The following is an 18,458-nucleotide window of genomic DNA, read 5'->3' on the forward strand; positions in this document are numbered from 1 at the left end:
GTTCCTTGTGAGCACTCTCTTTTTTTTGTATAAGTGAGGCGCGCAACCCATCTTTTTTTGTTTCGTCAATACTGAAAGAATTTGAAACGAAACCCTATGAAAAAAACTATTTTATTATTATTATTATTTGTACTAGCCCTAGTAGTTGCATGTGAAAAAGAAAACACTCCGGTTGAATATGTCGATGTTGAAAAAGAAGACTGGTATATAAATCTTAAAGCACCATGCGAGGAGGATGATGTTTGTAAAACCACCATTGTAAAGGCAGTTTATAAAAAAGATACCGTTTATTATACAACTATGGTTGGTCCTTTATGTGATAATTTCTTCTATGTTGAAATATTGAATAATAAAGGAGAGCTCATTAAAAAATATGATTACACTAGCGTGGAGGAGTTTTCTAAGGAGCTTACTACTGTTTCTGTAGTTTATCGTTGTGATGAGCAATAAATAATAGGCTGCAGATGACTTTGGGTATTCAATACTTTCTCTGCTGTTGTTGAGTTGTGGCAATTATTATATCTTTAATGCCAAGTCAAAATATACAAGCTTAAAACTATGCAGAAAATTGAAAAATTATATGAAGTAATGGGAGAGTTACTTTATGCCGTTGCAAAAGCAGATGGAGTAATCCAGCCAGAAGAGAAGGATGCTTTAAATAAATTACTTCAAAATCATGCCTCTCAAGAGGATATTATGTGGTCGTTTGAATATGAGGAGAGTAAAAATACTACAGTAGAAGAGGTATATAATAAAGTAATTAACTTTTGCCATAGTTACGGACCAGCTGCGCAGTATCAAGAGTTTATTAATGCCATGACCGTGATTGCAGAAGCAGCGGATGGTTTAGATGAAAAAGAGTCAAAAATCATCAATTCCTTTTCTAAAGATTTATTGGCCAGATTTCAACAAGATGCTGAAAAATTGCTCGTCTTTAAAGACGATATGGAAGATTAATAGCATAAAGGGTTTTGCATAATTGAAACCCTTTTTAGGTTTACTATACCTCACATCTGTCATTTTTTTTGTGCTTCATATTCTTCAAATTAGAAACAAAAAGAATATGGCATATCAAGCTATTATCCAACAAATCTACGAAAAGATAAAGGCCGAAGATAATATTGGTCAGGCTGCATCGTATATACCTCAATTAACCGCTGTCGATACAAATCTCTTTGGAATTCATTTGGTCACAAAAAATCATCAGGAATATGGAATTGGTGACAGGTATGTGAAATTCTCTATTCAAAGTATTGCTAAGTGTTTATCGTTATGCGTGGCGTATAAACTCCTAGGGTCACAAATATGGAAGCGAGTTGGTGTGGAGCCTTCTGGCACTGCTTTTAATTCGCTTACACAGCTGGAGTTGGATAAAGGTATTCCTCGAAATCCGTTTATTAATGGAGGCGCTATGGTAGTGGCTGATATGTTGGTGAGTGCTTTCCGTCATCCAGAAGAAGAATTCCTTAGTTTTATAAGAGAAATTAATGGAGATAATGATATTTCGTACAATGAGCATATTGTGCAATCGGAAAAAGAAATAGGCTATAGAAATATTGCCATATGCAATTTTATCAAGTCATATGGTAATTTAGAGAATCATCCAGAAAGGGTCTTGGATTTTTATTTTCGTATATGTTCCATTGAAATGACTTGTCAGGAATTGGCCAATACTTTTTTGTTTTTAGCAGATGATAATTTCAGAAACTCCAAAGGTGAGGCGGTTTTAAATATGAGTCAGGCTAAACGAATTAATGCTTTAATGCAAACGTGCGGTTTTTATGATGAGTCGGGTGAGTTTTCGTTTACCGTTGGTTTGCCTGGGAAAAGTGGGGTAGGTGGTGGAATAATTGCTATATTTCCTGATAAGTATTCTATAGCGGTATGGAGTCCTAAATTAAACGAAAAAGGTAACTCTTACAGAGGAATGCGCTTTTTAGAGCAATTTACAACACAAACAGAGTCATCGATATTTTAAATGAAATGCAATGGAAAGTATAGCACATCTTGACGAAATAATAAAAGACCAGGGTTTTATAGATTACAAATGGATTAATACCAAAGATATTGAAGTGGCACATTGGGTAAGGGTAAAATGTCAGTTTGGTTGCAGTGATTTTGGTCTAGGTACTTGTCCTCCCAATACTCCAGATGTGGAAGATTGCCGTAAGTTTTTTAATGAATACAAAAAAGCCATTGTAATTAGGTTGAATAAAAAAGCGGATAGAAATAATTACCCATCCGATTGGTCTAAAGAGATGACCAATAATTTACTGAAGTTGGAGAGGGAAATATTTTTAGCAAACTACCCAAAAGTATTTTTGCTCAATCAAACATGTTGTAGTATTTGTAAAGATTGTTCTAGCAATAGATTGCAGTGTAAGGACAAGAAGAACTCCAGACCAAGTCCTGAGAGTTTTTCGGTGGATGTTTATTCCACCTTAAAAAATGTGGGTATGGAAATTCAGGTAGTATCCGAAAATCCGGGAGAAATGAATCGTATTGCTATATTACTCGTGAGCTAAAAACAAAAAACCGTTTTAGAAATTCATCTAAAACGGTTTTTTTACTTCTTAAAGTCCCTGACTAGTACTCATCTTCATTAAAGAAAAAATCATCCTTGCTAGGATAATCAGGCCATATATCTTCAATACTTTCGTAAATGTCCCCTTCGTCCTCAATCTCCTGAAGATTTTCTATAACTTCTAATGGTGCCCCTGAACGAATACCGAAATCGATTAATTCGTCTTTAGATGCTGGCCAGGGTGCATCCTCTAATTTTGATGCTAATTCTAGTGTCCAATACATACCCTGAGTTTTTATTAATTATTTGTTAAATACATTCTTTATATTTCCTGCGAATATAAAAAAAAAGTAATAACCTACAACTCGGGAACCCAAGGAATTTCATTTGAATTGTAATGTTTTGACAAATGGCGCGATAAAACGAACAAATAATCGGATAAACGATTTACGTACCTGATTACCCATGGATTTACCTCTGTATCATCGGCCATATCCAATATTCGTCTTTCAGCTCTTCTGCAAACTGTTCGTGCTATGTGGCAATAACTTACTCCAGGATGTCCTCCTGGTAAAACAAAATACTTCATCGGAGGTAATTCGTTTTCCATTCTATCCATTTCCTTTTCCAGCTCCTCTATAATACTTTCACTATAATCTAGCTTATCTCTTAGGTCGGTTACATTCGAATCTGTAGCTAAATAAGCACCTATCACAAATAACTTGTGCTGTATGTCTATTATTTGCTTTTGGGTGTTATCATCTACCTCATACGAGCGAATCATACCTATAAAGGTATTTAATTCATCCACCGTACCGTACGCTTCTAGCCGATAGTGATTTTTAGCAACGCGGGTTCCTCCAATTAAGCTTGTTTTTCCTCGGTCGCCTGTTTTTGTGTATACTAAACTTTTATTCATTCTTATACTATATCAATGTTCTAATCTTTTGTTTAAAGACTGGCTTTATCATTGAAACAGCAACTATTAATAAATGTTCTGTTATACTACTTCGGCAGGTGTAATATTTTCGTTTACCGTATCCGATTCTATTAAACCATCCTTAAGTCGGATAATACGGTGGGCATGTTGAGCAATATCTTCCTCATGTGTAACCAGGATAATGGTGTTACCCATGGCATGAATATCGCCAAATAAACGCATGATATCTACTGATGTTTTTGAATCTAAATTACCTGTAGGCTCATCGGCAAGAATAATGGATGGGGTGTTGATAAGAGCTCTGGCTACTGCCACTCTTTGTCGCTGACCACCCGATAATTCGTTGGGTTTGTGCGAGGCTCTATCTTCAAGACCAACCTTTGCAATGGCATCATTTCCTTTAATTATTCTTTCCTGTTTAGATACGCCCGCATATATTAATGGTAACATTACGTTTTCTAAAGCAGAGTATCGCGGTAGCAAGTTAAAAGTTTGAAAAACAAAACCAATTTCCTTATTTCTAATTTCGGCTAATCTGTCATCTGTTAAGCGACTAACGTCGGTGCCATTTAAAACATAGCTTCCCCCGGTTGGAGTATCCAATGCACCAATCACATTCATCAAGGTCGATTTTCCAGAACCAGAAGGCCCCATAATGGCTACGTACTCACCTTTTCTAATGTTTACGTTAACTCCTTGTAGTGCTTTTACTACCTGAGTACCTACCTCGTAAAATTTTGTGATTCCTGTTATTTCAATGACATTGTCGTTCATAGGTGACTTATTTCTTTGGTTGTAACAAATATAGTTTTTTAATTGAATTATTGAATAAGGTATAATGGCGCAACAGCATCATGAAATAACGATGTTATCTCAATCTAAACTCTTTTAATAATATAATGCTCTTTGTTTTTTTGAATTTTTAATATGGCTACACCAAACCTAAATAAATCAAAGGTTAATGATACATCAGGATGTTGTTTAATTTCGCTCCAGGCCTTGGCCATTCCTTCAGACCAATAGATATCATCAAAAATAAAAATTGCTGATTCCGAAGCTTTGCTTAAACAGATGTTGAAATAGTTTATAGTAGCTTGATAGTCATGATGACCATCGAAATATACAAAATCAACTTCTTTTATTTTACTTATAACCTTTGGAAGTTCTGTTTCAAAAGCACCTACATTCTGATGGATATGGATGGATTTTGCAATACTAAAATTTTCCTGGGCTTCTTTAGCAATGTTAGCACAGCCTTCGATAGTATACACAGGTGTTGTAGAATTGGGAAGTGCTAGGTAAAGTGTACCGATTCCTAACGAAGTGCCTAGTTCTATGATGTTTTGGGGTTTGAAATAACTTATTAATCTCGAAATTATCTCGCCTTGTTGTTGTGAGCTAGCATTGTATTTTACCAAGTTTTTAATGCTTCTTTTATTACTCCTAAATTTTTTAGAACCCGCACCAAAGTCGCTTATTTCAATCTGTTTTTTCGATTGTAATAAATCATTTCTTATGTCGTTTATAACGACAAAATGATAATATGGATGTACTTCATAAAAAACATCTTGAGCAATGTTTTGTGCCAAGGGCGATTGAAAATCCTTATCGCGCCATTGCTTTTTCTTAAAGATATATTGAAGGTATGCCTTTGCTTGAAACCAGTTCACTATAGGTGATTTATTAATTATTATCTTATTTATTCGTCCTCGTATTCTATTAAGTCGCTAGGTTGACATTGTAATGCCTTACAAATAGAATTTAATGTTGAAAAGCGAATTGCTTTGGCTTTATTATTCTTTAAAATGGATAGATTAGCCATTGTAATATTTACCTTTTCGGATAGTTCCGATAAAGACACCTTTCGTTTTGCTAGCATTACATCTAGGTTGATAATGATTGCCATAGTTATACAGTAAGTTGGTTTTCAGATTTTAGTTTCTCACCTTCTTTAAATACTTTACTAGCTACCATTAAGAATAAGATTACAAATAAAAGGTTAATGTAGGAGTTAATGTTAATATAAAAACCTTGTAAATCTATTTGATTAGCTATAATGTTATTAGAAGCGTTTTTCTCATAGTATATGTACGATAATGAAGATCTCCAATATAATAGGACTAAACTTAGGCATAGATAAATGGAGCAATATATAGATGACTTTTTAAAGAATTGAGATGTATTGTAAAAAAAAGAACCTTCTTTTCTGGATATATTGACAAAACCTCTAAGTTGGTTAATTATCAAAAGAACAAAAGTAAGGCTGATTAATCCTGACATCCAAATTTTAAATTTAGAGCCTCCAGATAATTTATTAAAGAAAATACCTTCAATGTCAGAATTTTTATATTCCTCATAGGTTGTAGGTATTTTTGTTATGTTGCCTGTAAACTCTATGTAAGTATGTTTTGTTAATAGTAATTTTTCTACACTTTGGGGAGAATATCTTGCATGAATGAATAGGTAACTAAATAGAAAAATAGAAATAATAATTATAAGCTTTATAAAAGAAAGAAGTTTGCTTGCAAAAAGTAATGTTCGACTCTGTTTCATAGTTTTTTTATTTTAAATTAATAACTCAAATGTAAAATAAAAATATTAATAAACAATAATAAAATATCGAAAAACGATAAATATATTGATAAGGATTATCTATTCTTAACGCTTATGTTTTCTTCCAGCTCAGGCAGTATAAATTTGTTAATCACTTTTTTTGCCGCTTTATAACCTACTTCAATCAACTCATCTACTTTCGAATAGTCCCAAGGCGAGTAATGAACAATGTTTCTAGGTTCAATAAAAAAGTCGCAATAGTTTCGGCTTTGCCAAACGTTTTGTGCTATAGATAGATAAAATACACGTTCTCCCACTTGTTTAGCCGATTCAATGTTCTCCTCGCGTTTAACAGGGTTTACATTAGAACCAATAATGAAATTACACTCACCAATCATAGCTTCTGCTGGTAAGTTATGAAAAAGACCTCCATCAACATACGCACTTCCGTTTATTTTCAATGGCGTAAAAACTAAAGGAACACCTGCGCTAGCAATTACCCAATCCATCAGTTGACCACCTCGGTTAATAATTTCTCCTTTACCCGAGTTTATATTAGATACAGCCACGGAGAAAGGACGTTCTAGTTTTTCGAATTCGTTATGTCCAATGTGTTTTATCAGTAATTCTTTAACCCCAGTTAAGCTCAGCAAACCAGGCTTAAACCATTCAACTTTAAACCATTTGTAAATTTTCTCATCCTTGAGTAGTTTGGCCATTTTTTTTGCGCTAAACCCAGCAGCATACATTACGCCCACAATGGCACCCATACTGGTTCCTGCCACTAATTCAGGTTTAATATTATGTTCTTCGAGTGCCTTAATTACCCCAATGTGTGCTATTCCTCTTGCGCCACCGCCGCTAAGCGCTATGCCTATTTTATTTTCGTTCATTTTAAATCAATTGACGTTACTTATTATATAATGTCCTTTTTCCTTCAATTTACTCACTTAACTCCAAGCTAACTTAGTTTCTCCATTCTACAATGTGTCCGTCTGTTTGGTTGAGTAGATATTCAGGAACGCTCTTTTTTATATGTTCAAATAGATGTTTAAGCAGCTGTTGCTTGGCAAAATTACGCGAATACACCATACTTACTTCTCTTAAAGGATCGCTTTCTCCAATGTTTTTTACCTGTGCATGTTTGTTATTCAATACATTATCATCAATGCTTAATTCCGGCAAAAGGGTGTAACCTCCTTCTTTCTCAACCAGTTTTTTAATGGTTTCTAAAGATCCACTTTCGTAGTTAATAGCTATCTCTTCTTTTAATTTATCATGAATAGAACACAAATTAACCACCTGACTACGGAAACAATGACCAGTACTTAATAACCATAATCCATCTCCCGCAATTTCAGCAGGATCTACCCTGTTTTTGGGAGCCAGCTGATGTTTATTATTCACGTATAAAAACATTCTCTCGTAAAAAATAGGCTCTTCTTTTATGCCAGCTTCGTTTAATGGAGTCACCAATAAGCCCAAGTCAATCATGTCTTTATGAAGCTGGTCAATAATATCTTCTGACAGTAGTTCAATGATTTTTAGTTTAATGTCGGGGAACTCTCTCGAAAATGAACCTGCAAATAAAGGGAGTAAGTATGGAGCTAGGGAAGGAATTATGCCAATAACGAGTTCTCCGCTTACAATTCCTTTTTGCTGTTTTACTAAATCGTAAATTTTATTGTTTTCGGCCAGTGTTTTTCGAGCCTGCTCAATAATTACCTTGCCCACTTCGGTAGGTACTACAGGTTGTTTGGAGCGGTCAAAAATAACAATGTCAAGTTCATCTTCCAGCTTTTTAAGTTGCATACTTAAAGTAGGTTGCGATACAAAACATTTTTCGCTAGCAGTAACAAAGTGCCTGTATGTATCCACTGCAACCACATATTCTAATTGTGTTATCGTAATCATGGCATTTATTTTTTCACTTCATGTAATGGTAAGTCAAATATAATCAATAGATATAAATAATAGCTATTACAATATAAAAACAATCGATTTGATTGATGCTGGCTTAGTTCGCATATTTGTAGTGTACAATAACAACAAAGAAATAATAACAACAAAAAATATAACGACATGAAAAATTTAGTAGGATTAGACAAAGAAAAAGCGACTGTATTAGCAAGTAAGTTAAATGAGTTATTAGCCAATTATCAATTGTTTTATCAAAATTTAAGAGGTTTCCATTGGAACATAAAAGGGAAAAACTTTTTTGAGCTTCATGTAAAATTTGAAGAGTTTTATAACGATGCGGTAATTAAAGTGGATGAAATTGCAGAGCGAATTTTAACCTTAGAAGGTGAGCCATTGCATACCTTTAGCGATTATCTAAAAACAGCCACTTTAGAGGAGCAAAATGGAATTACAGATGGTGTTCAGGCTATCGAAGTAATTGTGGCTAACTTCTCCACATTAGTATTGTTGGAGCGCGAAATTTTATCCTTAGCAGGAGATGCAGATGATGAAGGAACAGCTTCATTAATGAGTGACTATATCTCAGAAACAGAAAAAACACTTTGGATGCTAAATGCTTATTTGAGGTAAGTTTTGGTATAGGTAGATTAAAAATGAAGGCGCAAGGGTATGGAATACGTTTGCGCTTTTTTTTGTTGATATTTCGTGGATAGTTTAGGTAATTAAAAGCCTGATTAATAATTCGCGTGAGTCATCCTCATATTTAAATTAAAAGTTTATTTTTGCAGCTTCTTAAAATACCCAATTAAAAATGAATAAATCATCAAGTGCTTGCATAGGAACTCCCCTGTCTCCTTCTGCAACAAAAGTTATTATGCTAGGTTCGGGTGAGCTGGGCAAAGAGGTTGTAATTGAGTTTCAACGATTCGGAGTTGAGGTAATTGCCATTGATAAATACGAAAATGCGCCGGCTATGCAGGTGGCACATCGTAGTTATATCGTTTCTATGTTAGATGGCGAATCTTTGGCTAAGATTATTCGTGAAGAGAAACCGGATTATATTATCCCAGAAGTTGAAGCTATAGCTACCGATACTTTATTGGAGTTAGAGAAAGAAGGATTTAATGTGATTCCAACAGCCAATGCTACTAGTTTAACGATGAATCGTGAGGGCATTCGATCTTTGGCTGCCGAGGAATTGGGGTTAAAGACATCGCCATATAGATTTGCAGGCACCAAAGCTGAATTTGATGCAGGTGTTGCTGAGATTGGATATCCTTGCGTGATTAAGCCTATTATGAGCTCGTCAGGTAAAGGACAAAGTGTGATTAAGAGTGAGGCTGATATTGATTATGCTTGGAATTACGCTTTAGAAGGAGCTCGTGGAAATAGCGACCGTGTTATCATTGAGGGTTTTGTTGATTTTGATTACGAAATAACTTTGCTAACCATTAGTCATATTGGTGGCGTTTCGTTTTGTGCTCCAATTGGTCACCGTCAAGAAGGTGGTGATTATCAAGAGTCGTGGCAACCGCAAGCCATGAGCGAAAAAGCTTTAGCCGATTCTCAAATGATTTCGGAAAAAGTAGTGAAAGCGCTTGGAGGAAGAGGTTTATTTGGTGTTGAGTTTTTTGTAAAAGGTGATGAGGTTTATTTTAGTGAGCTTTCTCCTCGTCCGCATGATACAGGTATGGTAACGATGATTTCGCAAGATTTAAGTGAGTTTGCTTTACATGTAAGAGCTATCCTAGGATTACCCATCCCAAATATTGTTCAGCATGCACCAGCAGCCAGTAGCGTAATTATGGTTGAAGGAAACTCAAAACAAGTTTCGTTTACCGGATTGGAACAAGCCTTAGCTGAGCCGGATACGCAAGTAAGATTATTTGGGAAACCAGAAGTAGAGGGTGAGCGAAGAATGGGAGTTTGTTTGGCACGAGGAGCTTCGGTTGAAGAGGCTCGTGAGAAAGCCAATAAAGCAAGCGCTGCTATTAAAGTAAGTTTGTAAAAATTTAGTATAAAACACAAAAGGCACAGAGATATATTCTTTGTGCCTTTTTGTTTAGTTGCTTAATATTAATATCTTCTTAATTTAAGAAACTTTAAAAAAATCGATTGCTTTTTTGAGGTTTTGAGCCTGTGTAGAAAGCTCTTCAGCGCTTGAAGAAAGTTCCTCGGCTATGGATGCATTTTGCTGTGTGGTATTATTCAACGCTTGTATTGCTGAGTTAACTTGATCTACACCATTAGTTTGTTCTAGGCTGGCAGCTGTTATCTCCATCACTAAATCATTAGTTTTAGCTATTTTTGGCGAAATTTCGACCATTAAATTTCTTGAATTTTCGAACTCGTTCATGCTATCCTGTGAGGTTTGCATAATTTCATCGGCCGATTGTTTACTTATTTCTGCCAGTTTACGAACTTCTCCTGCAACAACAGCAAACCCTTTGCCTGCGCTACCTGCTCTGGCTGCTTCTACAGAGGCATTAAGAGCAAGTATGTTAGTTTGTTCAGCAATGCTGTTAATAACAGAAATCTTTTCGATGATGGAATTTACTGACTCAAAACTCTTTTGGGTTGAATCATTTACAATTTTAATTTCTTTGTTGGATGAGGATGCTATTTTAGAAGTCTCTTGTGCGTTATGAGTATTGCTACTAATATTTCCAGTTATTTCCTCCATGGTAGAGGAAATTTCTTCCAACGATGAGGCCTGCTCTGATGAGCCTTGCGATAATGAAGCTGAGGTGTTTTTAAATTGGTTGCTTGCAGATGCAAGATTGGCAGAATTGTTTTTGACTTCTTGAATTATTCTAATCAAATTATCAGACAAGTCTATAATGGAATTATTGAGTTTGTTAATTTCATTTTCTTTGTCTTGTTTTTGTAAATCATTTTTTAATTGACCTTCAGAGAGTTGTTTTACTCTTTCTGCAAAATCTTCGAGTGGTTTTTTTACCCAAACGCTTATAAGTTTCAATGAAACTACGGCAATTATAATACCGAATCCAAGATTAAGGTATGCGTTTATGTAACCAAGTGTTGTCCATGCAGATAAAGTATTTACTATAATAATATCGATTACTACAACTAAACCAACCTTGTTTAATATGGATTTTTTAAAGAAGTACTTAAGGATAAAATACCCTATTGATGCTCCAAATAATACCCTAATTAGTTGAGAGATTGCATATTGTTGAATATCTACGTCCATCTTGTTTTTTGTTTATCTTTTGACGGGGAGGGATGGATAAGGGCTATGCTTACGGTAAGTCCTTTTAAAAGTTTCGGGTATTGTGTTAAGAATTGGTAATTCGGGTATTGTTTGCATCATCCGCTTCATTCTACTATTTTTGTTTCCCTTATTTGTAGCGGGAGATTATGTCGGAATTATCCACCAAGGAAATAACATACTTAGCGGGAGTAGGTCCTAAAAAAGCCGAAGTGTTAAAGCAGGAGCTTAAGATTCAGTCTTATGAGGACTTGTTGTACCATTTTCCGTACAAATATGTGGATAGAAGCCGCACCTTTAAGATAAGAGAGATTAGTAGTACCTCTTCGCATATTCAGTTGCAAGGAAAGGTAATAGGTTTAAATAAGGTTGGTTCAGGTAAGTCCGAGCGTTTGGTGGCAAAATTTGCTGATGATACGGGTGTGATTGAATTGGTATGGTTTAAATTTATCAAGCAGATTAAGGGTAATCTGGATGCCAATGCTGAGTATATCATTTTTGGAAAACCCACTAAATTCAATCAATCGTATAATATTGTTCATCCCGAAATGGAAAAGGTGGATGAAAGTAAACCTAAAGTAACAGCTGGTCTTCAGGCTTTTTATCATACAACTGAACGAATGAAGAAAGGCTACCTGAATTCCAAAGGTATTCAGAAGATGCAGGAAAGTATATTTCTTTCGTTTAAAGGTGCTATTTCTGAAACATTGCCTGCTTATATAGTGCAACAATATAAGTTGATGATTTTAGATCAGGCTTTGCGAACGGTTCATTTTCCTCCTGATTCGCAAGCCTTGCAGCAAGCACAGTTTCGTTTAAAGTTCGAAGAACTTTTTTATATTCAGCTTAGTATATTAAAACTAAAAAATCAGCGAAGCCGAAGTATTAAAGGACATATTTTTGCTACGGTAGGTGATTATTTTAATCACTTCTTTTTTAATAATCTTCCTTTTGAACTGACTGGCGCACAAAAACGTGTTATTCGCGAAATTCGCAATGATGTAGGGTCTGGACGTCAAATGAACCGATTGCTACAAGGCGATGTAGGAAGTGGTAAAACCATGGTGGCCTTAATGGTGATGTTAATTGCGCTGGATAATAATTATCAGGCATGTCTGATGGCTCCAACCGAAATATTGGCATCGCAGCATTTTGAATCTATTCTGGAACTATTAAAAGGGATGGATTTAAATGTGAAGCTACTTACCGGTTCAAGTAAAAAGAAAGAACGTGAGCAGATTCATGCAGAATTACTATCAGGTGAGTTGCAGATTTTAATTGGGACGCATGCTTTGTTAGAAAATATAGTTCAGTTTAAGAATTTGGGTATGGTCATTATAGATGAGCAACACCGCTTTGGAGTAGCTCAGCGTGCCAAGCTATGGGCAAAAAATACCATTCCTCCTCATGTATTGGTAATGACGGCAACTCCTATTCCTCGTACGCTGGCTATGACGGTTTACGGCGATTTGGATGTGTCGGTGATTGATGAATTACCTCCTGGGCGTAAACCAATAGAAACCAAGCATTACTTTCATAACAAACGAAATAACCTCAATCATTTTATTAAGGCGGAAATTGAAAAAGGACGCCAGATATATGTGGTTTATCCTTTAATTGAGGAATCGGAAAAGATGGATTTTAAAAATCTGGCAGAAGGGCTAGAATATATGCAGTCTGCTTTTCCTGATTATAAAACCACTATGGTTCACGGTAAAATGAAACCAGCAGAAAAAGATGCAGCTATGCAAGAATTTGCTTGCGGAGATGCACAAATATTAGTAGCTACAACGGTTATAGAGGTTGGCGTAAATGTACCTAATGCTTCGGTAATGATTATTGAAAGTGCCGAGCGTTTTGGATTGTCGCAATTACATCAGCTTCGAGGCAGAGTAGGGCGAGGAGCCGAGCAAAGCTATTGTATTTTAATGACCGGTTATAAGTTAGGAGAGGATACCAAAAAACGAATGGGTATTATGGTGGATTCTAATGATGGTTTTGAAATAGCCGAAGCGGATATGAAACTTCGCGGTCCTGGCGATTTAGAAGGAACGCAGCAAAGCGGTTTACCCTTTGAATTAAAGATTGCCAACATTACGCGCGATGCCCAACTTCTGCAGCATGCCCGAAATGTAGCCAATGCCATTTTGGATAATGATCCTACCCTCGAAAAACCAGAAAATCAAGTACTCAATAAGCAACTTACCAAGCTTGCCAGACAAAAAATGAATTGGAGTCTGATTTCCTAGGTTATGTCGTGCAATGGCAGCGTTTGAGTTATAAGGTTTAATGCGTAGTTCTTAATGGTATTTGACCAAGATAGCTGACTCCGAACGAACATAGCTTGCAATTTGAAACGCATAGCCAGTCATCCGAAACACATAGCTGGAAGTTTCCATCCAAAAAAGCAAACCGAAATAGGGGCTATTCAATAATTCATGTCAATAGGTGAAATCACCAAGTTAGTCTAATAAAACAATCACGAATTACACAAATTCCCACGAATGTAAATTGCTGTACAATTTTAAGGTTGCAGTAGGCAAACTTTTATTCGTGAAGATTCGTGCAATTCGAGGTTAATAATAATTGAAGTTGAGGTTTTTTGAATTTGTTTCTCAAGCAGTATATTAAGTTGCATCGTAAATAATGGGAATCAGGCACCGCGGGAAGTTAAGTCAATAGTCTACCATATCTCCCTTAGTCTATTAAACACTGATAGGTGCAATAACCAAGTTGGTCTAAAAAAAGAACCACGAATTACACAAATGCCACGAATTTTAATTGCTACGCAATTTTTTGTTTGCCTTAGGTAAACTTTTATTCGTGAAGATTCGTGCAATTTGTGGTTAATAAGTAAATGAGGTTTATTAATTTTAGTGTATAAATTGAAAGTCTTAAAACCCCAAACGCAATGACCAATATTATATATCGGCAAGAGTCTTACGCTATTATTGGAGCAGCAATGAAAGTTCATAATGAGTTAGGTTGTGGTTTCTTGGAATCTGTTTATCAAGAAGCATTTGAAGTTGAATTAAAACATCGAAATATTCCATACCTTAGAGAAGCTCCTTTATCTATTAACTACAGGGGTGCAAAACTTAACAAAGAATTTAGGGTTGACTTTATTTGTTATGATAAAGTGATAGTGGAGCTAAAAGCTGTTCGTGAGTTTATTTCAATTCATGAAGCTCAAGTTTTGAATTATCTAAAGGTTTCTGGGATTTCGTTAGGTCTTTTAATCAACTTCGGAAATATCGAATTGGAAACGAAGAGGTTTGTTAAATAAACCACGAATTCCACAAATTCCCACGAATGTAAATTGCTATACAATTTTAAGGTTGCAGTAGGCAAACTTTTATTCGTGAAATTTGTGGTTAATTAATAATTGAAGTTGAGGTTTCTTGAATTCTATCTCTCAAGTGCCATATTAGGTTTCATTGTAAATAATGCGAATCAGGCACCACGGGAAGTGAAGTCAATAGCTTACTATATCGCTCTTGGTATAATAAACCATAATAGGTGAAATCACCAAATTAGTCTAAAAAAAGAACTACGAATTACACAAATTCCCACGAATGTAAATTGCTATACAATTTTAAGATTGCAGTAGGCAAACTTTTATTCGTGAAGTTTCGTGCAATTCGTGGTTAATAATAATTGAGATTTCTTGAATCTGTTTTCAAGTGGCATTTGAAATTGAACTAGTTTTTAAACGCCTAATTTCTCCATTAATTCTGAGGTTGATAAGGAGTAATTAAGATTAAAGTACTCAAAGATAAATGTATATGATAATCCTAAAAGTATAGCTGCTAGCATAACCGTTAAGCGTTGTGATTTTTTAATTTGATAAAGTGTTATTACTCTTTCATTACTCATTAATAACACAGGCAACAAAGCTATAATTAGGAGTAAATAATAATACCATTCTGTATTCTCTAATGGGAAGAGAATAATGGCAGCTTTAGTGAAAATATAGAAGAAAAAATTATTGCTTAAAACCCATCCAGACTTATTGGGCATACATAGGCCAATAATACTTAGTGTAAGAAATGTAGGATTTATTACAGCACCTGAGATAAAAAAGCCTTTTATGATATTTGTTAGACTGAGGTTTATTCCTTGGAATTGTTCTAGCGTTTTTACGTCGTTATAAAGATGTATAATATTGAAAATAGCAACTAATATCAAAAGCAGTCCTACAATTATTACATTTCTATTTTTTAAAGTATTCATGATTTGGCTTAAATTTTATAGGTAAGCAAATATAAATATTTCCTAAATGTTAACAACTCTAAAATATCCCTGCTTTAATTAAAGAAATATTTCTTTATAACCTCCAAACTGTCAATGTTTAACATGACAAAATACAGTTTTAAGAAAATGTGAAAAAAAATTAACACACAAAATTCTAAAATTGTAATCTCTACTTTACACTATCCATCAAGGTTTTGCAATGTCCATGTTGCAGTTTTATTTATTTATACCAATTCCAAATAGCAAAACGGCCTTTTCTGATTACTCTGATTAATTACATTTGTTCTGAAATTTTCCTTAAAAATCATGGCGGAGGTCAAGTTTGTAGAGCATACAGGAATAGTAGAACAAGTCAATAAAGGACAGGCTAAGGTTTGCATTGTAAGTGAATCTGCATGTGCATCTTGTCATGCCAAAGGGGCTTGTACTGCTTCCGATAAATCTGAAAAATCCATTGATGTAAATATCTTTGGAATGACTGATTTAAAGGAGGGGCAAAAGGTAATTATTCGCGGACAAAAGTCTCTAGGACTAAAAGCATCTTTAATTGCCTATATCTATCCATTTATATTGGTTTTCATCACCCTATTTACAACTTACGGAATAACAGAAAGCGAAGGCATTGCAGGATTAGCTTCCCTGGCGATATTAGTTCCGTATTATTTAGTGGTGAAGCTGTATACGCCTAAGCTCCAAAAAACATTTGTATTTACTATTAAAGAAATAATCGACTAGATAAAATCAAAATAAAATGAACGTAGTAGTATTAACTATTTTAACACTTGGAATACTCGGAACCGTTGCGGCTTTGGTGCTCTATTTTGTAGCGCAAAAGTTTAAGGTGTTCGAAGATCCAAGAATTGATCAGGTGGAAGAAGTTCTTCCTGCTGCTAATTGCGGAGGTTGTGGTTTTCCAGGTTGTAGAGCTTTTGCTGAAGCAATGGTGAAGAGCGATGATATTTCTAGCTTAAATTGTCCCGTTGGTGGTGCAGAAACCATGAGTGCTGCCGCTGGTATTTTAGGTAAAGAGGTTGCTGCTGCCGATCCTATGATTGCAGTAGTTCGTTGTAATGGAACTTGCGACAATCGTCCTAAAACAAATCACTACGATGGAGCTACTTCATGTGCTGTTGCAGCTTCTCTTTATGGAGGAGATACTGGTTGTAGCAATGGTTGTTTAGGCTGTGGTGATTGTGTTGAGGCTTGTACTTTTGATGCCATTTACATGGATGATAAAACGGGTTTACCTGTTGTTAAAGACAACTGTGTGGCTTGTGGAGCTTGTGTAGACGCTTGTCCTAAAGACATTATTGAATTACGTAAAGCAGGTCCAAAAGGTCGTAGAATCTTTGTTTCATGTATTAATGTGGCCAAAGGTGGTGTAGCTAAAAAAGCTTGTAAAACAGCCTGTATAGGATGTAAGAAGTGTCAAAAGGAATGTCCGTTTGATGCCATTACTGTAGAGAATAACCTGGCTTATATAGATTATACCAAGTGTAAGTTATGTCGTAAGTGTGTGGCCGTATGTCCTACCAACGCGATTCATGAAATTAACTTTCCGCCCAAAAAGGTAAAGCCAGCTGTGGCTCCAGCTACGCCTGTTAAGCCAGTAACTAGTGATAATAATCCATCTTCGGATAATAAAAATAAGGAGGAATAATTGTGTTAAAGACTTTTTCACTTGGAGGAATCCATCCTCCCGAAAACAAATTTTCGGCTGGTAAAAAAATAGAAGCTTTACCAGTTCCTTCACAGGTAGCTATTCCAGTTTCTCAGCATATTGGAGCACCTGCAAAGCCCATTGTTAAAAAAGGAGATGCTGTTAAGGTAGGAACTTTAATAGCCGAATCGGCAGGATTTGTATCCGCCAACATTCACTCGCCAGTTTCGGGTACTGTATTTAAAGTAGACGATATTGTTGATGCCAGTGGTTATCGCAAGCCAGCTATTATCATTAATGTTGATGGCGACGAATGGGAAGAAAATATTGATAGAAGCACTGAATTAAAGAAAGACATTACAGCAACGCCAGAGGAAATTGTAAAAGCTGTGGCTAATGCCGGTATTGTTGGATTAGGAGGTGCAACATTTCCATCACATGTTAAGCTTTCGGTACCTCCAGGGAAAACATGTGAAGTACTTATCTTAAATGCTGTTGAGTGTGAGCCTTATTTAACTGCCGACCACCAATTAATGATGGAAAAAGGTGAGGAGATTATGGTGGGAACACAAATCATCATGAAAGCACTTAAGGTGGATAAGGCCGTTATTGGAATTGAAAATAACAAGCCAGATGCCATCAAACATATGGAGTCGTTAGCTTCATCTTATCCTGAAATTACCATCGAACCTTTGAAGGTTCAGTATCCACAAGGAGGAGAGAAGCAATTAATTGATGCTTGCATCAAACGCCAGATTCCTTCTGGTAAATTACCGATTGAAGTGGGAGCTGTGGTGCAAAACGTAGGTACTACATTAGCGGTTTACGAAGCCGTTCAAAAAAATAAACCATTGTTTGAGCGCGTGGTAACTATCACAGGTAAGTCGGTTTCAAAGCCGTCAAACTTTTTAACGCGAATTGGTACGCCTTTAAATAACCTAATTGATGCTGCTGGTGGATTACCAGAAGATACAGGTAAAGTAATTGGAGGAGGACCAATGATGGGTAAGGCATTAGTAAGTACAGATATTCCTATCACTAAAGGGAGCTCTGGTGTGCTTATTATGCCTAATGAAGAGGCCAAGCGTAAACCAATGCAAAACTGCATTAAGTGTAGTAAGTGTATTACAGTTTGCCCAATGGGATTAGAGCCTTATTTGTTAATGACTGTAAGTGATAAACAAGTTTGGGATAGAGCTGAAGAGGAAAACATCATGGATTGTATTGAGTGTGGTTCTTGTAGTTATACCTGTCCGTCGAGCCGACCTTTATTGGATTATATCCGATTAGGAAAAGGTAAAGTTGGGCAAATCATGCGCAGCAGAACAAAGTAGAATCTGCGAGATACAACAAATTAAAAGACTAAATAATAAAC

General features: G+C 35.7%; 21 protein-coding genes. 11 read left to right on the forward strand and 10 right to left on the reverse strand.

Annotated features, from left to right (window positions below; genetic code table 11):
• Positions 1 to 96: 96 nt before the first annotated feature.
• From A8L32_RS05875 to A8L32_RS05890, 4 genes are all read left to right on the forward strand, one after another.
• Complete coding sequence (locus A8L32_RS05875) at positions 97 to 450, forward strand: hypothetical protein (protein WP_066628862.1); 354 nt, start codon at positions 97 to 99, stop codon at positions 448 to 450.
• A gap of 108 nt (positions 451 to 558) precedes the next feature.
• Positions 559 to 957, forward strand: coding sequence for a tellurite resistance TerB family protein (locus A8L32_RS05880; RefSeq protein ID WP_066628865.1), 399 nt, complete (start codon positions 559 to 561; stop codon positions 955 to 957).
• Positions 958 to 1,063: 106 nt separating this feature from the next.
• A complete protein-coding gene (locus tag A8L32_RS05885; protein WP_066628867.1) occupies positions 1,064 to 1,978 on the forward strand; it encodes a glutaminase in 915 nt (304 codons plus the stop codon).
• A 10-nt stretch (positions 1,979 to 1,988) separates the two neighbouring features.
• Complete coding sequence (locus tag A8L32_RS05890) at positions 1,989 to 2,525, forward strand: DUF2284 domain-containing protein (RefSeq protein ID WP_066628869.1); 537 nt, start codon at positions 1,989 to 1,991, stop codon at positions 2,523 to 2,525.
• Positions 2,526 to 2,586: 61 nt separating this feature from the next.
• Here A8L32_RS05890 and A8L32_RS05895 read toward each other — a convergent pair whose 3' ends face one another.
• From A8L32_RS05895 to A8L32_RS05930, 8 genes are all read right to left on the reverse strand, one after another.
• Positions 2,587 to 2,808 carry a DUF2795 domain-containing protein gene (locus A8L32_RS05895; RefSeq protein WP_066628872.1) on the reverse strand — a complete coding sequence of 74 codons (222 nt, stop codon included), beginning with the start codon at positions 2,806 to 2,808 and terminating at the stop codon, positions 2,587 to 2,589.
• A 74-nt stretch (positions 2,809 to 2,882) separates the two neighbouring features.
• The gene (locus A8L32_RS05900) at positions 2,883 to 3,443 is read right to left on the reverse strand and encodes a cob(I)yrinic acid a,c-diamide adenosyltransferase (RefSeq protein ID WP_066628875.1); all 561 of its coding nucleotides are present in this window, start codon (positions 3,441 to 3,443) and stop codon (positions 2,883 to 2,885) included.
• Positions 3,444 to 3,524: 81 nt separating this feature from the next.
• Complete coding sequence (locus A8L32_RS05905; protein ID WP_066628877.1) at positions 3,525 to 4,238, reverse strand: ABC transporter ATP-binding protein; 714 nt, start codon at positions 4,236 to 4,238, stop codon at positions 3,525 to 3,527.
• A gap of 104 nt (positions 4,239 to 4,342) precedes the next feature.
• Positions 4,343 to 5,134, reverse strand: coding sequence for an O-methyltransferase (locus A8L32_RS05910; RefSeq protein WP_066628879.1), 792 nt, complete (start codon positions 5,132 to 5,134; stop codon positions 4,343 to 4,345).
• A gap of 29 nt (positions 5,135 to 5,163) precedes the next feature.
• On the reverse strand, positions 5,164 to 5,370 hold the full coding sequence (locus A8L32_RS05915) for a helix-turn-helix domain-containing protein (protein WP_066628881.1): 207 nt from the start codon (positions 5,368 to 5,370) through the stop codon (positions 5,164 to 5,166).
• A gap of 2 nt (positions 5,371 to 5,372) precedes the next feature.
• Positions 5,373 to 6,017 carry a hypothetical protein gene (locus tag A8L32_RS05920; RefSeq protein ID WP_066628883.1) on the reverse strand — a complete coding sequence of 215 codons (645 nt, stop codon included), beginning with the start codon at positions 6,015 to 6,017 and terminating at the stop codon, positions 5,373 to 5,375.
• Between the two features lie 95 nt (positions 6,018 to 6,112).
• Positions 6,113 to 6,910 carry a patatin-like phospholipase family protein gene (locus A8L32_RS05925; RefSeq protein WP_066628885.1) on the reverse strand — a complete coding sequence of 266 codons (798 nt, stop codon included), beginning with the start codon at positions 6,908 to 6,910 and terminating at the stop codon, positions 6,113 to 6,115.
• A 73-nt stretch (positions 6,911 to 6,983) separates the two neighbouring features.
• A complete protein-coding gene (locus A8L32_RS05930; RefSeq protein WP_066628888.1) occupies positions 6,984 to 7,931 on the reverse strand; it encodes a hydrogen peroxide-inducible genes activator in 948 nt (315 codons plus the stop codon).
• A 168-nt stretch (positions 7,932 to 8,099) separates the two neighbouring features.
• Here A8L32_RS05930 and A8L32_RS05935 point away from each other — a divergent pair, with 168 nt between their 5' ends.
• On the forward strand, positions 8,100 to 8,567 hold the full coding sequence (locus A8L32_RS05935; RefSeq protein WP_066628891.1) for a Dps family protein: 468 nt from the start codon (positions 8,100 to 8,102) through the stop codon (positions 8,565 to 8,567).
• A 181-nt stretch (positions 8,568 to 8,748) separates the two neighbouring features.
• Positions 8,749 to 9,945 carry a formate-dependent phosphoribosylglycinamide formyltransferase gene (purT, locus tag A8L32_RS05940; RefSeq protein WP_066628894.1) on the forward strand — a complete coding sequence of 399 codons (1,197 nt, stop codon included), beginning with the start codon at positions 8,749 to 8,751 and terminating at the stop codon, positions 9,943 to 9,945.
• Positions 9,946 to 10,029: 84 nt separating this feature from the next.
• Here purT and A8L32_RS05945 read toward each other — a convergent pair whose 3' ends face one another.
• Entirely contained in the window at positions 10,030 to 11,151 is a 1,122-nt protein-coding gene (locus tag A8L32_RS05945) for a methyl-accepting chemotaxis protein (RefSeq protein WP_066628898.1), read from the reverse strand.
• Between the two features lie 167 nt (positions 11,152 to 11,318).
• On the opposite strand from A8L32_RS05945, the gene recG reads away from it, so the two are divergent.
• Positions 11,319 to 13,418, forward strand: a complete 2,100-nt coding sequence (gene recG / locus A8L32_RS05950; protein ID WP_066628901.1) for an ATP-dependent DNA helicase RecG — start codon at positions 11,319 to 11,321, stop codon at positions 13,416 to 13,418.
• A 662-nt stretch (positions 13,419 to 14,080) separates the two neighbouring features.
• Complete coding sequence (locus A8L32_RS05955) at positions 14,081 to 14,455, forward strand: GxxExxY protein (RefSeq protein ID WP_066628904.1); 375 nt, start codon at positions 14,081 to 14,083, stop codon at positions 14,453 to 14,455.
• 422 nt (positions 14,456 to 14,877) lie between these two features.
• Here the strand turns inward: A8L32_RS05955 and A8L32_RS05960 are convergent, their stop codons facing one another.
• Complete coding sequence (locus A8L32_RS05960) at positions 14,878 to 15,402, reverse strand: hypothetical protein (protein WP_066628906.1); 525 nt, start codon at positions 15,400 to 15,402, stop codon at positions 14,878 to 14,880.
• 327 nt (positions 15,403 to 15,729) lie between these two features.
• Between A8L32_RS05960 and A8L32_RS05965 the strand changes: the two genes are divergently transcribed.
• The 3 genes from A8L32_RS05965 to rsxC are packed head-to-tail and all read left to right on the forward strand — an operon-like array spanning position 15,730 to position 18,417.
• Positions 15,730 to 16,158, forward strand: coding sequence for a SoxR reducing system RseC family protein (locus A8L32_RS05965; RefSeq protein WP_066628908.1), 429 nt, complete (start codon positions 15,730 to 15,732; stop codon positions 16,156 to 16,158).
• 16 nt (positions 16,159 to 16,174) lie between these two features.
• Complete coding sequence (locus A8L32_RS05970) at positions 16,175 to 17,083, forward strand: Fe-S cluster domain-containing protein (protein WP_071797445.1); 909 nt, start codon at positions 16,175 to 16,177, stop codon at positions 17,081 to 17,083.
• 2 nt (positions 17,084 to 17,085) lie between these two features.
• Positions 17,086 to 18,417, forward strand: a complete 1,332-nt coding sequence (rsxC, locus tag A8L32_RS05975) for an electron transport complex subunit RsxC (protein WP_066628910.1) — start codon at positions 17,086 to 17,088, stop codon at positions 18,415 to 18,417.
• Positions 18,418 to 18,458: the final 41 nt, after the last annotated feature.

Source organism: Labilibacter marinus, assembly GCF_001659685.2.
Taxonomy (GTDB): Bacteria; Bacteroidota; Bacteroidia; order Bacteroidales; family Marinilabiliaceae; genus Saccharicrinis; species Saccharicrinis marinus.